Origin of the sequence: Serratia sp. AKBS12, from assembly GCF_024793895.1 — a bacterium.
Taxonomy (GTDB): domain Bacteria; phylum Pseudomonadota; class Gammaproteobacteria; order Enterobacterales; family Enterobacteriaceae; genus Serratia_F.
Genome location: NZ_JANUSB010000005.1, coordinates 166,564 through 180,739, shown reverse-complemented (window position 1 = coordinate 180,739; position 14,176 = coordinate 166,564). Strand labels below are relative to the sequence as shown.

At 57.5% G+C, this 14,176-nt stretch carries 10 protein-coding genes; 3 read left to right on the top strand and 7 right to left on the bottom strand.

Going from position 1 to position 14,176, the window contains the following annotated elements:
* The first annotated feature begins 202 nt into the window (after window positions 1-202).
* From prlC to NYE85_RS03800, 3 genes are all read left to right on the top strand, one after another.
* Complete coding sequence (prlC, locus tag NYE85_RS03810) at window positions 203-2,245, top strand: oligopeptidase A (protein WP_259003031.1); 2,043 nt, start codon at window positions 203-205, stop codon at window positions 2,243-2,245.
* Window positions 2,246-2,253: 8 nt separating this feature from the next.
* Window positions 2,254-3,012 carry a 16S rRNA (guanine(1516)-N(2))-methyltransferase RsmJ gene (gene rsmJ / locus NYE85_RS03805; protein ID WP_259003030.1) on the top strand — a complete coding sequence of 253 codons (759 nt, stop codon included), beginning with the start codon at window positions 2,254-2,256 and terminating at the stop codon, window positions 3,010-3,012.
* Between the two features lie 751 nt (window positions 3,013-3,763).
* Complete coding sequence (locus NYE85_RS03800) at window positions 3,764-5,662, top strand: bifunctional UDP-sugar hydrolase/5'-nucleotidase (RefSeq protein ID WP_259003029.1); 1,899 nt, start codon at window positions 3,764-3,766, stop codon at window positions 5,660-5,662.
* A gap of 38 nt (window positions 5,663-5,700) precedes the next feature.
* Here the strand turns inward: NYE85_RS03800 and NYE85_RS03795 are convergent, their stop codons facing one another.
* The 7 genes from NYE85_RS03795 to gdhA form a co-directional block, all read right to left on the bottom strand.
* Window positions 5,701-6,303, bottom strand: coding sequence for an SIS domain-containing protein (locus NYE85_RS03795; protein ID WP_259003028.1), 603 nt, complete (start codon window positions 6,301-6,303; stop codon window positions 5,701-5,703).
* Complete coding sequence (locus NYE85_RS03790) at window positions 6,300-7,937, bottom strand: FGGY-family carbohydrate kinase (RefSeq protein WP_259003027.1); 1,638 nt, start codon at window positions 7,935-7,937, stop codon at window positions 6,300-6,302. Before NYE85_RS03790 ends, NYE85_RS03795 begins: the two co-directional genes overlap by 4 nt.
* Window positions 7,938-7,985: 48 nt before the next feature.
* Window positions 7,986-8,939, bottom strand: coding sequence for an ABC transporter permease (locus tag NYE85_RS03785; RefSeq protein ID WP_004956417.1), 954 nt, complete (start codon window positions 8,937-8,939; stop codon window positions 7,986-7,988).
* Between the two features lies 1 nt (window position 8,940).
* Window positions 8,941-9,930, bottom strand: a complete 990-nt coding sequence (locus NYE85_RS03780) for an ABC transporter permease (RefSeq protein ID WP_259003025.1) — start codon at window positions 9,928-9,930, stop codon at window positions 8,941-8,943.
* On the bottom strand, window positions 9,923-11,422 hold the full coding sequence (locus NYE85_RS03775; protein WP_259003024.1) for a sugar ABC transporter ATP-binding protein: 1,500 nt from the start codon (window positions 11,420-11,422) through the stop codon (window positions 9,923-9,925). The genes NYE85_RS03780 and NYE85_RS03775 overlap by 8 nt, the downstream gene beginning before the upstream one ends.
* Window positions 11,423-11,520: 98 nt before the next feature.
* Entirely contained in the window at window positions 11,521-12,504 is a 984-nt protein-coding gene (locus NYE85_RS03770; protein ID WP_259003023.1) for an autoinducer 2 ABC transporter substrate-binding protein, read from the bottom strand.
* Between the two features lie 327 nt (window positions 12,505-12,831).
* A complete protein-coding gene (gene gdhA, locus NYE85_RS03765) occupies window positions 12,832-14,175 on the bottom strand; it encodes an NADP-specific glutamate dehydrogenase (protein ID WP_259003022.1) in 1,344 nt (447 codons plus the stop codon).
* Between the last annotated feature and the right edge of the window lies 1 nt (window position 14,176).

Here is a 14,176-nt window from a genome sequence, read left to right as displayed (position 1 = left end):
CCGGTCATCACCTGCTCACGCAGCCAGCCATGTGCCGAAGCGGGATGGCAACGGTCGGACAGCGCTGTTAACGCGTGGTTTAAGGCACTATCCATCAATGCCGGCCATTGATTTTCGCCCCGCTTGGCTCCATGTTAGTTAATCATACGCATTTTAAGGCCCGTCGGTTGCGGCGGGCCCCAACGCTAATCAGGACTGCCCTATGACAAATCCGTTGCTGACACCGTTTTCCCTGCCGCCGTTTTCCGCTATTCGCCCTGAAGATATCGTGCCCGCGGTGCAATCCGCGCTGAACGATTGCCGCGCCGTGGTAGAACGCGTGGTCGCGCAGCCGGGGCCGTTCACCTGGGATAATCTGGTGCAGCCATTGGCGGAGTCTGACGATCGCCTGTCGCGCATTTGGTCACCTATCGGCCACCTTAATGCGGTAAAAAACAGCCCGCAACTGCGTGAAGCCTATGAGCAGGCATTGCCGCTGCTGTCGGAATACGGTACCTGGGTGGGCCAGCATAAAGGGTTATATCAGGCTTACCGCAGCCTGAAGGAAGGCGAGGCCTTTGACCAACTGACCCTGCCGCAGCGCAAAGCGGTGGAAAACGCCCTGCGTGACTTTGAACTGTCGGGCATTGGCCTGCCGCCGGAACAGCAGAAACGCTACGGTGAAATCGTCGCGCGCCTGTCCGAGCTGGGCTCGACCTACAGCAATAACGTGCTCGACGCCACCATGGGGTGGAGCAAACTGATTACCGACGAAGCCGAACTGAGCGGCCTGCCGGCCAGTGCATTGGCGCAGGCGCAGGCGATGGCGCAGGCCAAAGAGCAGGAGGGATGGCTGCTGACGCTGGACATGCCGAGTTACCTGCCGGTGATGACCTACGCCGATAATCAGGCGCTGCGCGAAGAAATGTACCGCGCGTTCACCACCCGCGCCTCCGATCAGGGGCCGAATGCTGGCAAATGGGACAATAGCGAAGTGATGGCTGAAACGCTGGCGCTGCGTCACGAACTGGCGCAGCTGCTGGGGTTCTCGACCTACGCCGACAAATCACTGGCCACCAAAATGGCGGAAACCCCGCAGCAGGTCATTGGCTTCCTGAACGATTTGGCCCAGCGCGCCCGCCCGCAGGCGGAGCAGGAACTGGCTCAGCTCCGGGCTTTTGCCCAACAGCATTATGGCGTCGATGAGCTGGAAGCGTGGGACATAACCTATTACGGCGAAAAGCAAAAACAGCACCTGTTTTCGATCAGCGACGAACAGCTGCGTCCGTACTTCCCGGAACAGCGCGTTGTTGACGGGTTGTTTGAAGTGGTCAAACGCATTTACGGCATTAGTGCCAAAGAGCGTAAAGACGTGGATACCTGGCATCCAGAAGTGCGCTTCTTTGATCTGTTCGATGCAAGCGGCGTGCTGCGTGGCAGTTTCTACCTCGATCTGTACGCGCGCGAGAACAAGCGCGGCGGAGCCTGGATGGATGACTGCGTCGGCAACCTGCGTAAAGCCAACGGCGAGTTGCAAAAGCCGGTGGCCTATCTGACCTGTAACTTTAACCGCCCACTGGGTGACCAGCCGGCGCTGTTTACCCATAACGAAGTGACGACGCTGTTCCATGAATTTGGCCACGGACTGCACCATATGCTGACGCAAATCGATACCGCCGGCGTCGCTGGCATCAGCGGGGTGCCGTGGGATGCGGTCGAACTGCCAAGCCAGTTTATGGAAAACTGGTGCTGGGAGCCGGAAGCGCTGGCCTTTATTTCCGGCCATTATCAGACCGGCGAGCCGCTGCCAACCGCACTGCTCGATAAGCTGCTGGAGGCTAAAAACTATCAGGCGGCGCTGTTTATCCTGCGTCAACTGGAGTTCGGTCTGTTCGACTTCCGCATGCATTTTGAATACGACCCGCAAACCGGTGCGCAGATCCTGCCGCTGCTGGCCGAGGTGAAGAAAATGGTCGCCGTGGTGCCGTCACCAAGCTGGGGCCGCTTCCCGCATGCGTTCAGCCACATCTTCGCCGGTGGCTATGCGGCAGGCTATTACAGCTATCTGTGGGCAGAAGTGTTGTCGGCAGATGCCTATTCGCGTTTTGAAGAAGAGGGTATTTTCAACGCTGAAACCGGCCAGTCGTTCCTCGATAACATTCTGTCGCGCGGCGGTTCGGAAGAGCCAATGGAACTGTTCAAACGCTTCCGTGGCCGTGAGCCGCAGCTGGATGCTATGCTGCGCCATTACGGAATCAAAGGGTAACTCGACACGTGAGCGTGTGTTTATTGTGTGAAGCAGGCGCCGATCCCGGCGCCTTGTCTATTTTGGCCGACCGCTGGCAGCTGACGTCCGATGACCAGGCGCCGATGGCGTTGGTGTTGACGCCGCAACGGCTGGAGTTGCGTAAGCGTGACGAGCCGAAGCTCGGGGCGATCTACGTCGATTTTGTTACCGGCCCGATGGCGCACCGGCGACGGTTTGGCGGCGGTCGGGGTGAAGCGGTCGCCAAGGCGGTCGGCATCAAGGGCAACTATTTACCAGACGTGGTGGACGCCACCGCCGGGCTGGGGCGCGACGCCTTTGTGCTGGCGGCGCTCGGTTGCCACGTACGCATGCTGGAACGAAATCCGGTGGTGGCGGCGCTGCTCGACGACGGCCTGCAGCGCGGCTATCAGGACGCCGAAATCGGCCCATGGTTGCGTGAGCGCCTGACGCTGCTGCATGCATCCAGCCTGACGGCGCTGGCGGATCTCGAGCCGCGGCCGGAAGTGGTGTATCTCGATCCGATGTATCCGCACAAACAGAAAAGTGCACTGGTGAAGAAAGAGATGCGAGTATTCCAGTCGCTGGTGGGTAGCGACGATGACGCCGATGGCCTGTTGGCGCCGGCGCGCCGCCTGGCGACCAAACGCATCGTGGTGAAGCGCCCGGACTACGCGCCGCCACTGGCGAACGTGCCGGCGCATGCAGCGACGGTTACCAAGAATCACCGCTTCGACATCTACATGCCCGATCCCCTTCATACTTGACGCTGCTGCTGCGTTGGCTGCGTCAGCTCACCCCAGTCACTTGGTTGACCAAGCTCCTGGGGACTCACCAACTTGCCGCCACGCCAATTATTTCGGGGATCCTCCGGTCTATGACGCTGCTGCGGCGTTGGCTGCGTCAGCTTAACTCAGCCACTTGGTTGACCAAGCTCCTGGGGATTCACCAACTTGCCGCCTTGCCGCCACGCCAATTATTTCGGGGATCCCCCAGGTTTATGACGCTGCTGCTGCGTTGGCTGCGTCAGCTTAACTCAGCCACTTGGTTGACCAAGCTCCTGGGGATTCACCAACTTGCCGCCTTGCCGCCACGCCAATTATTTCGGGGATCCCCCAGGTTTATGACGCTGCTGCTGCGTTGGCTGCGTCAGCTTAACTCAGCCACTTGGTTGACCAAGCTCCTGGGGATTCACCAACTTGCCGCCTTGCCGCCACGCCAATTATTTCGGGGATCCCCCCTGGTCTATGACGCTGCTGCGGCGTTGGCTGCGTCAGCTTAACTCAGCCACTTGGTTGACCAAGCTCCTGGGGATTCACCAACTTGCCGCCTTGCCGCCACGCCAATTATTTCGGGGATCCCCCTGGTCTATGACGCTGCTGCGGCATTGGCGAACTTTGCGGGTGTATTCATTGAGCTACCTCCCATTTCTCTGAATCAATCTGAAAACACTCTGGATAAAATGCAAAGTGGATCGCATGATTCCCTTTTATTTCCCCGCCTATAATTAGATAAAAAATGAAAAACACGCTGCTTGCCGTATTGCTTTGCCTGGGAACCTGCGCGATGGCCGCCGAACCTGTCAATATCACCATTCTTGGTACTTCCGACCTGCACGGCACCTTCGTACCGTGGGATTATTCCACCGACACCGAAAATCTGGCCGGCAGCCTGAGCCAGATCGCCACCCGGGTCCATCAGATCCGCGCCCAGCAGCCGAACGTGATCCTGGTTGACGCCGGCGACACCATTCAGGGTAACTTTGTCGAAACGTTTAAAAACGAAAAAACCAGCCCGATGATCCTCGGCTTCAATGCGCTGGAGTATGACGTCTGGGTGATGGGCAACCACGAATTCGACTTCGGTCTCACGCCGCTGGCTACCTCGCTCAATCAGTTCAAAGGCACGGCGCTGGCTGGCAATATCCTGTGGGACAGCGGCAAACCCTATCTGCCGGCGTATAAGATCATCGAACGTCAGGGGGTGAAGATCGGCATTATCGGCATGGATACACCGATGACCGCCGAATTCGCCAAAGGCACCGATCGGGTGAAGGGGTTGAACTTCACCGATCCGGTGCAGGCGGTCAGACAGGTTATTCAGCAGATTCAAGGGCAAGTGGACGCCATCGTACTGGTCGCACACATGGGTATCGACAACGAGAATCAGCGGCCAGGCACCGGTGTGGGTGATATCGCGCGCGCCAATCCGGAGCTGGCGGCGATCGTCGCCGGTCATATGCACGTCAAGGTGGATAAGGAAGTGATTAACGGCGTGATTGTCACCGAACCGGACAAGTACGGCCGCGCGCTGTCGCGCATCGATCTGCAATTTGAGCAACACAACGGTAAATACCAGCTGATCAATAAAGACAGTTATACCTATCCGATCAAGGGCGTTGCGTCGGACAAAAAGCTGGAGCAGATCTATCAGCCGTATCACTCTATCCTGCGCGCCAATGCCAACCGGCCGATTGCCCAACTGTCCGGCCAGGATCTGGTGCCGCCGGATGCGGTGAAGGGCATTCCACAGGTTCACGTGCAGGATACCGGCATCAGCCGGCTGTATCAGCAGGCCAGCCGCTACTACGCGCCACAGGCGCAGGTGATCGCGTTGCAGATAGACAACGATCGGCCGAAGCTTAACGTCGGTACCATCACCGCCAAGGACATTGCCTTCAATTATCAGTACGCCGGTGGCGAAATTACCGTCTATCAGCTCAGCGGCAAGGAACTGAAAAAGTATATGGAATGGTCGGCAGGCTATTTTAATCAGCTGCACGACGGTGACGTCACATACAGCTTCAACCCGCAGCGGCGCGCCTCCAAATATTCAACCAATGATTTCTTCGACGGTGTTACCTATAAAATCGACCTGCGCCAGCCGGTGGGACAGCGCATTATCGAGCTGAAAATGAACGACGGTACGCCGGTCACCGACGACATGCCGATTCGTCTGGGGATGAACAGTTACCGCATGGGGCACCTGACGCAGCAGGGGGGCGCCCTGGAGGGTATGCAGTTCCCGGTATTGTCCGACAGCAAGGCGCAGTACGGCGAAGAGGCCGGTACCATACGCAATCTGACGCTTCGTTATCTGACCGAGGTCAAGCAAGGGCAATACCAGGGGAGCACGCAGCAGCGTTGGCAACTGGTTGGGCTGACGGGGTATGAGCGTGAACGGCATATCGTCGAAAAACTGCTGAACGACGGTAAAATCAGCGTGCCGACCACGGCGGATGGACGTTACGGCAACGTGGCGCCGATTAACGTAAAAGGATTGTTGTTCAGCGATCCGCAGGCGCGACGCCAGCAGGAAGCAATGATAAAGCAGCAAATTGCCAGCACCGACGATCCGCAGTTGCAGCGGCAGTTGAGCGATCGGCTGGTAATTATCGAGGCGATCAATAAGGCCTGATGGACTATGGGCCCGGCTTGCCGGGCCTTATTCAGGCGTTAATGTTCTTCGCGCAGGCTTTTGCCGACGTTGCCACCCGGATGCACCGCCAGCAGCCGGTCCTTATCGTAGCCGCTTCGAACCATCAGACAGGCGCAAGCGGCGTCGAAAATTGCCAGTACCAGCACGATCGAGGTGGTGGCCAGCATATTCAGCGGGTCTATCTCGTTTTTCACCCCGGTGGCGATCACCAGCTGCGCGGCGCGGGCAATGGCGGAGTCCGGGTTTTCTGTGACGCTGATCAGCGTCACGCCTTTGGCGGCCAGCGTCGGTAGCAGGCGCGTCAGTTCCTCGGAGTTGCCGCCGCGCGAGATCATGATCAGCAGATCGTCGGCGCGTAAAAATCCCAGATCGCCGTGCGCCGCGTCGGTTGCGTCAAGAAAAATGGCCGGCTGTTCGACGCAGGCCAGCATATGGGCGATTTTACGCGCAGCAATGCCGGAGGTACCAACGCCGGTTACCGCAATTTTGCCCCGACAGCCGCTTAACAGCGTCATCAGGCGTTGCCAATCGGCAGCCTCAATGCGCTGATCGAGTTGCGCCAGCTCGCGACTGTACAGCTGCCAGGCCTCGCTGGCGCGTTGCCACTCCTGTTGGCTCATGCGTCCTCCTGCATCAATTGGCGATATTTCATATGATCGTGATACAGCTGGTGGAACACGCGATATTTACGATCGTAGTAGCGCTTGATGTCATTGGTTTGTGGCGTAACGGTTTTGCCGATGCGGCTCATGGCATTCATCGCTTCCGGCAGGGTGTCGAACACCCCCGCCGCCACGGTACCCATCATGGCGCCACCCAGCAGCATCGCTTCGCTCTCCTCCGGTAGCAGCATGGCGCAGCCGGTGGCGTTGGCATGTTCCTGCACGAAAATCGGGTTTTTGGTGCCGCCGCCGCTGGCCATGATGGTATCAATGCTATAACCGCTCTGATTCATGGTTTCGATGATATGGCGGGTACCCAGCGCAATGGCCTGAATGGTCGCCAAATAGTGCAGCGCCATGTCTTCCGGCGTGCGTGACAGCTTCAGGCCGGTCAGCGTGCCGGTTAGCGTCGGGTTGGCGCGCGGCGAACGGTTGCCGTGGAAGTACGGCAGCATATGTATGTCCTGGGTCAGAAAGGCGATTTTTTCCGGTTCACCCGCCATACGGCGCAGCAAGGCGTTCAGCACTTCATATATCGTCTGGTTGTGTGCTTTGGCCTGCGACAGCAGCTCCGCATAGCACGGGTGCGACTGAATCACGTGATCGATCAGCGCGCCGGTGGCCGACTGGCCGCCTTCGTTCAGCCAGTATTCCGGCAGGATGGCAGAGTAATATGGCCCCCAAACGCCGCCAATGAAGCGTGCGGTGCGCGACATCGCCATATGACCGGTCGAGGTACCGCCGATTAACGCGATGCGCCGGTCGAAGTCTGCCACTTCGCCAGAAACGCCGGTAGCACCGATAGTGCCGAGCGTGCCGGCGTGGGCGTCAATGATCGACACGCTGACCGCGGTACCTGCCATCAGGCCCATCTCGCTGGCGGCACGCTGCGTCAGGCCATGACCGAGCGGTTCGCCCATGATTTTGACGTCACTGCCAATTTTTGCCGCGTCGTGCTCCAGCAGGTCTTCCAGCCCGATCTGCTTGAAATAGCTCTTGTCCCAGCGCTGCTCGTGGCCAAGGTAGGTCCATTTGCAGACCGTTGAGCACAGCGAACGGGTCGCATCCTGCGTCGCGCGCCAGGTCAGGAAGTCGGGCAGATCGAACAGGTAACCGGCGTTGGCCCAGGTGGTCGGCATATGCTGCTTGAGCCACAACATCTTCGGCGTTTGCATTTCCGGGGAAATCACGCCGCCAACGAAGTCCAGCACCCGGTGTTTGGTGGCGTTGATACGATCGGCCTGGGTAATGGCGCGGTGATCCATCCACACGATGATGTTCTGCTCGCTACGGCCGGACGGACTGATGGTCAGCGGTTTGCCTTCCTTGTCCAGTACCACCAGCGAACAGGTGGCATCAAAACCGAGCCCTTTCACCTGAATCGGGTTGATGTCGGCCTGGTTGACGGCGTCGCGTACCGCATTGCATACCGCTTGCCAGATATTGTCGGAAGACTGTTCGACAAAATCCGCCTTCGGCCGATAAATGTCAATTTCGCGACTGGCCTGACTTATCATCCGGCCGTTCAGGTCAAAAACGCCTGCTCGTGCACTGCCGGTTCCGACGTCTACGCCAATAAAATAACTCGCCATTATTTTTCTCCGTATAAGATTGCGCCGGTTAACCGAGCGCAGCACAACCTAGGCTTTTCGATTTTGTAATGCGATAAACAGGATCAGCACGCCGCCCCACAGCGCCATGGTCAGATAGCTGCTGACGCCGAGCAGGTTGAGGCCGCTTTCGATCATTTGCAGCACGATCAGCGCCAGCACCAGTCCAAGAATACGACCAAAGCCGCCGTCCGGATTGATGCCGCCGAGCACCGAAGCCAGAATGGTCACCAGCAGGTAGGACTCGCCATAGCCGGCCTTGGCCGAGTTGAATTTGGCCATCATCAGCAGCGCCGCACCCCAGCCGAGCAGGGCGGAAAGGATATAGACCGCAATCTGCACCCGGGCAGTATTGACGCCGCTGAACTGCGTTGCCTGCTGATTGGAGCCCAGCAGATACAGGCTGCGGCCAAGCGTGGTGTGCTCAAGCAGGATCCACAGCCCCGCCGCCACCAGCAGGAACAGCAACAGCGCCAGCGGAATGCCGAACAGGCTGCCGTTGCCGAGATACTGGATCGCCGCCGGGAAGCCGGAAATCACCGCACCGTTGGACAGCAGGATATTCAGACCGGTTATCAGCGTCATGGTGCCGAGCGTGGCGAGGATTGGCGAAACGCCAATCCAGGCAACCAGCGCGCCGTTCAGCATGCCGATGGCGACGGCGACGGCCAGCCCTGCCAGCAGTGCCAACCCGAGGAATAACGGTTGATCCGGATGGCTGACGATTATCGCTGCCATCACCAGAGAGCAGGCATTGGCTCCGGCAATAATCGACAGATTGATACCGCCGGTCAGCATGGTAATACCCATGCCGAGTGCCAGCATGCCGAGGATCGGCAACTGCGAGGCGATCGACTGGAAATTGCCGGCGCTAAAGAAACGCGATCCCAGTAATCCGGCGAACAGCAGGGCGACGATGATAATGATCGCGCTTTGCAGACGGATGATCCGATCGCGCGGGATCATGCGGGTTAATTGCGTCATGTCATATCTCCTTGGCCAGCTTGCGTTTTTCATTCCAGGCGGTGCTACTGATGCTGATCAGGATAATCAGACCGCTGAATACCGTGTGCCAGTATGAGGACACGCTGAGCAACGTCAGGCCGTTTTGCAGGAAGGCCAGCAATACCACGCCAAGCAGGGTGCCGGTGAGCGAACCGCGCCCGCCGGTCATGCTGGTACCGCCAAGTACCACCGCCGCCAGCACCGTCAGTTCAAAACCGAGCAGCGAGTTTGGCGCCACCGATTGAGTGATCTGCGCCTGCACCACCGCGGCGATGCCCGCCAGAATGCCCATATAGCCATAGACATAAAAATGCAGCCGCAGCAGATTCAACCCCAGGCGCGATGCGGCATCGCGGTTGCCGCCCATGGCGAAAATCTGGCGGCCGAGGCGGGTGAAGTTCATCAGGACGCCGGTGACGATAATCACCGCCAGCAGGCACAGCAGCGGCAGCGTCAGGCCGTAGTCATAGCCGTCGCCGGCGGTAAACGAGAACCAGTTGATGCCATCCATGAACCAGTCCGGAAAACCGTACAGCCAGGTACCGTTGGTGGCATACACCAGCAGGCCGTAGAACAGATTCAGCGTGGCGATGGTGATGATAATCGCCGGTACCTTCAGCCAGTACACCAGGAAACCGTTCATCAGTCCGAGCAGCAGGCCGCTGCCGATGGCCATGGCGAACGCCAGCGGGAAGCTGCCGCCATGCGTAATGATCCAGCTGGCCATCAGGTACTGGGCGATGGCGGTGATCGCCGGGAATGAAATATCAATCCCGCCGGCAATCAGCACTACAAACAGGCCGCAGGCCAGAATGCCGAGAATGGCGTAGCTGGTGGCGACGTCGGTCAGGTTGCCCAGCGTCAGAAACTCATCGGTGCCGATACTTAGCCCCAGCGCCAATACCAGCACCAGCAGGCCAAGATAGAATTCATGCCGCCCGGCCAGGCGAGCGAGAAACGACTTATCCATTCACCACCTCGGCGATCTGTTGTTCGGTGCAGTGATGCGGCGAAAATTCGGCGACCAGTTCGCCTTTGCGCATCACCAGCACCCGATGACTGTTGTAATAGGCTTCCGGGATCTCATCGCAGATCATCAGTACTGCCATACCGCGTTCGGCCAGATCTCTGGCGATCTGGTAGATCCCTTCCTTGTTGGCGATATCGACACCGACGGTCGGCGAGTCGAGGATCAGGATCTTTGGTTGGGTCGCCACCCATTTGGCGATGGCGATGCGCTGAGCATTACCGCCGGACAGGGTTTTTACCGGCAGCGCGCTGTCGGACACTTTGATATTCAGCTCGCGAATCAGCGAGTTCACCAGATGGCGAGCCTTTTGGTGATCCAGCAGGCCGAGCGGGGTATGCAGTTGGTCGAATACCGTGACGATGGTGTTATCGTAAATCGATTGCTCCATGATCAGCCCTTGCGTCAGGCGATCTTCCGAAACATAGGCAATGCCGTGGCGCACCGCTTCGCGGTTGTTGTGCAGGCGTACCGGCTGGCCGTCAACGCGGATTTCACCGCTGTCCGGCTGGGTCATGCCAAACAGGCTCAGGCACAGTTCGCTACGGCCGGCGCCCAACAGGCCGACGATCGACACGATTTCACCGCCGCGCAGTGCCAGATTGATATTGCGGTATTTATCGCGACGGCTGAGATTGTTGACCTCCAGCAACGGGGTGCTTTCCACCGGCGGCCGCGCGGGTAAATGGCTGTAGTGGAAGCGTTGGCCGGTCATCAGGAACGCCAGTTCGTGGCTGTCCAACTCGCTCGCCGGGTAGGTGCCGACCAGCTTGCCGTCGCGCATCACGCTGATGCGATCGGCAACCTCCATCACTTCATCCAGCCGGTGGCTGACAAAAACCACGCAGATACCGGCGGCTTTCAGCTCATTGACCACTCGCAGCAGACCATCAACCTCCTGACGCGTCAGTGAGGCGGTGGGTTCATCCATGATCACCAACCGGGCTTCGGCGGCGATGGCGCGGCAGATGGCCACCAGTTGACGATCGGCAATCGACAGTTTCTCGACCTTTTTGTCTGGATCGATACTGACGCCAACCCGTGCCATGGCGTCCAGCGCCATCTGACGCATGTGGTTACGCTTGACCCAGAAATGGCCGCCGGGCAGGTAGCGGTGAATGGCGATGTTTTCCGCCACCGTAAGATTGGGAAATAACGAGAGATCCTGATAAATCACCTGAATGCCATAATGGCCGGACAGCTGTGGCGTCAGGGCGTGGAATAATTTTCCTTCCAGCGAGATATTGGCGCCTTTTTCCGGCTGATAAACACCAGAAATAACTTTAATAATGGTACTTTTACCACAGCCATTTTGCCCGGCGAGGCAATGTACCTCGCCTTTATTGAGAGTCAGGCTTATTTGGTCCAATGCCAGCACGCCGGGGAACTTTTTACTGATATTTTCCAGCGTGATAAAAGCGGTAGAGGATGTCATGGCAATAACCTATGTTGCGACGTATAAACCGTGGGCGCAGCCGATCAAGCACTGCGCCGTTACGCTTTATAAATTCCCGGTGTGACGAATATTAAAAATTAAAAGCCCAGTGATTTGGCGTTATCTTTGGTAACTTCCAGAATTTTATTAAACCGAATCACTTTGTTGTCCATATCGACGTCGGCTTTTCCCAGCCCTTCGATCGACAAATCTTTGGTCACGGCCTTGCCTTGCAGCAATTGATCGGCCACTGTCACCAATGCATAGCCGGCGTCCTTCGGATCCCACAGCAGCGCTTTTTTAATGTCGCCGCGCATCAGGTAGGGTGCTGCCTGCGCTGGCATGGCGATGCCCACTACCGCGATCTTGTCCTTGGCGCGCTTCTTGGCCACGGCCTGACCGGCGCCGATTGGCCCCAATGAACCGAAGCCGATGATGCCCTTCATTTGCGGGTAGGTTTTCATCAGATCCAGCGTGGTGGAATAGGATTTGTCGATGCTTTCGGCCACCGGCAGGCGCTGGGTGACTTCGAACATGTCAGGGTATTTTTCTTTTTGATATTTAATCGCGGAATCGGCCCAGGCATTATGCAACGGCACGGTCAGTGAACCGACATAAATGGCGTAGCCACCTTTGCCGCCCATGTCCTTGGCCAGTTCATCAATATTGGCCTGCGCATATTTCTCGCTATCGATGGTCTCGATATCCCACTGACCGATCTGCTGGTCAGGTGATTCATGGGTCAATACCACAATGCCTTTGTCGCGCGCTTTCTTCAGCACCGGCTCCAGCACCTTGGCGTCGTTTGGCACCACGATAATGGCATTGACGTTTTTGGCGATCAGATCCTCAATCACCTTGACCTGCGCGGCAGGGTCCGGCGTTGACGGGCCGGTCTGATAGGCGTTGACGTCCAGCTTTTTTGCCGCGTCGTTGACGCCGACTTCCATGCGGTTGAACCACGGAATGCCGGTGACCTTGGCGACTACGGCGATTTCATATTTTTCAGCAGCAAAGCCCGGTGTTGATAACATGCACGCAGAAACCACACATGCATTTAATAATGCGAGGTTAAATTTCATAGCTGTACCTTTTTTTATCTGTAGGGGTGGCGGTTTTTCCACCGCTGCAGGTTACAAAGGAATGGAAGAGGGGGCGTAACGTAAGTTGGTAAAATGTGATCTGTGCAGATTAAGGTTAAATTATGCGTGCTTTTATGTTAAAAATAAGTTAAATAAATATTCTGTAGTAATTTTACCACTATTTATTATCCGTTATTAAACACTTAATTATCAATTTTAAATCATATCGATAACATTTTCGTATTGGTGAGAATGAAAAAATGCCGACGTTAACGCCGGCATGAAAGGATTTACCCATTTTGTGAGGCAGATCACCTGCCGTGGTGGTTACAGCACCCCTTGCGCCAGCATGGCATCTGCAACTTTGACGAAACCGGCAATATTGGCGCCGTGAACGTAGTGCGTCTGCTTGCCGTTGCCGCCGTGTTCCACGCAAGCATGATGAATATCCGCCATGATATGTTGTAAACGAACATCAACTTTTTCCGCTTTCCAACTGATGCGCGCGGCATTCTGCGCCATTTCCAAACCCGAGGTGGCTACCCCGCCGGCATTGGCCGCTTTACCGGGGGCAAACAGGACGCCAGCCTCCAGGAAAGCATCGGTGGCCTGAATGGTGGTTGGCATATTGGCACCTTCGGCCACGGCTTTTATGCCGTTGTGAATTAGCGTTCGAGCGGCGGTCAGATCCAGTTCATTCTGAGTAGCGCACGGCAGCGCGATATCCACCGGCAGGTTCCACGGCTGTTCCCCCGGCAAGAAAATCAGCCCGCGTTCGCGGGCGTAGTCTTCTATACGGCCGTAGCGCTGGTTTTTGATTTCGACCAGGTGCGCCAGCTTCTCGCTGGTGAAACCGGCTTCATCAACCACCGTGCCGCCGGAATCGGACGCGGTGATAACGCGGGCGCCCAGTGCCAGCGCTTTTTCAATGGCGAATTGCGCCACGTTGCCGGCGCCGGAAACCGCTACACGCATGCCTTCAAACCCCAGGCCGTGGCGCTGCAGCATCGCCTGGGTAAAATACACCAGGCCGTAGCCGGTGGCCTCCGGACGTATCAGGCTACCGCCAAAGGACAGACCTTTGCCGGTAAATACGCAGGCGGCGTTGTTGGACAGTTTCTTCATCATGCCGGCCATAAAACCGACTTCGCGCCCGCCGACGCCGATATCGCCGGCCGGTACGTCGGTATCCGGCCCAAGATGGCGATACAGTTCGCTCATCAGCGCCTGGCAGAACCGCATGATTTCGCCCTGGCTTTTGCCTTTCGGGTCGAAGTCGGCGCCGCCTTTGCCTCCGCCCATTGGCAGCGTGGTCAACGCGTTCTTGAAGGTTTGCTCGAAGCCGAGGAACTTCAGTATCGACAGATTAACCGACGGATGAAAACGCATACCGCCTTTATACGGCCCGATGGCGGAGTTGAACTGTACGCGCCAGGCGCGGTTAACCTGCACCTGTCCGGCGTCGTTCACCCAACTGACGCGGAACTGAATGGTGCGCTCCGGCTCGACCAGCCGTTCCAGCAGGGCATATTCGCGGTAGCGCGGATTTTGCTCGATAAACGGCCATAGTGAGGTAAAGACCTCACGTACCGCTTGCAGATATTCGGTTTGATAAGGATTTTGCTGCTGCAAAGTCGCGAGGAAAGCGTCAAGGGATACGGCCTGATCCATG

Bases quoted from the DNA above. Each gene is read 5' to 3' on its own strand.
- NYE85_RS03800 (WP_259003029.1), top strand. From the start codon at position 3,764: ATGAAAAACACGCTGCTTGCCGTATTGCTTTGCCTGGGAACCTGCGCG.
- prlC (WP_259003031.1), top strand. From the start codon at position 203: ATGACAAATCCGTTGCTGACACCGTTTTCCCTGCCGCCGTTTTCCGCT.
- NYE85_RS03770 (WP_259003023.1), bottom strand. From the start codon at position 12,504: ATGAAATTTAACCTCGCATTATTAAATGCATGTGTGGTTTCTGCGTGC.
- gdhA (WP_259003022.1), bottom strand. From the start codon at position 14,175: ATGGATCAGGCCGTATCCCTTGACGCTTTCCTCGCGACTTTGCAGCAG.
- NYE85_RS03795 (WP_259003028.1), bottom strand. From the start codon at position 6,303: ATGAGCCAACAGGAGTGGCAACGCGCCAGCGAGGCCTGGCAGCTGTAC.
- NYE85_RS03775 (WP_259003024.1), bottom strand. From the start codon at position 11,422: ATGACATCCTCTACCGCTTTTATCACGCTGGAAAATATCAGTAAAAAG.
- NYE85_RS03790 (WP_259003027.1), bottom strand. From the start codon at position 7,937: ATGGCGAGTTATTTTATTGGCGTAGACGTCGGAACCGGCAGTGCACGA.
- NYE85_RS03785 (WP_004956417.1), bottom strand. From the start codon at position 8,939: ATGACGCAATTAACCCGCATGATCCCGCGCGATCGGATCATCCGTCTG.
- NYE85_RS03780 (WP_259003025.1), bottom strand. From the start codon at position 9,930: ATGGATAAGTCGTTTCTCGCTCGCCTGGCCGGGCGGCATGAATTCTAT.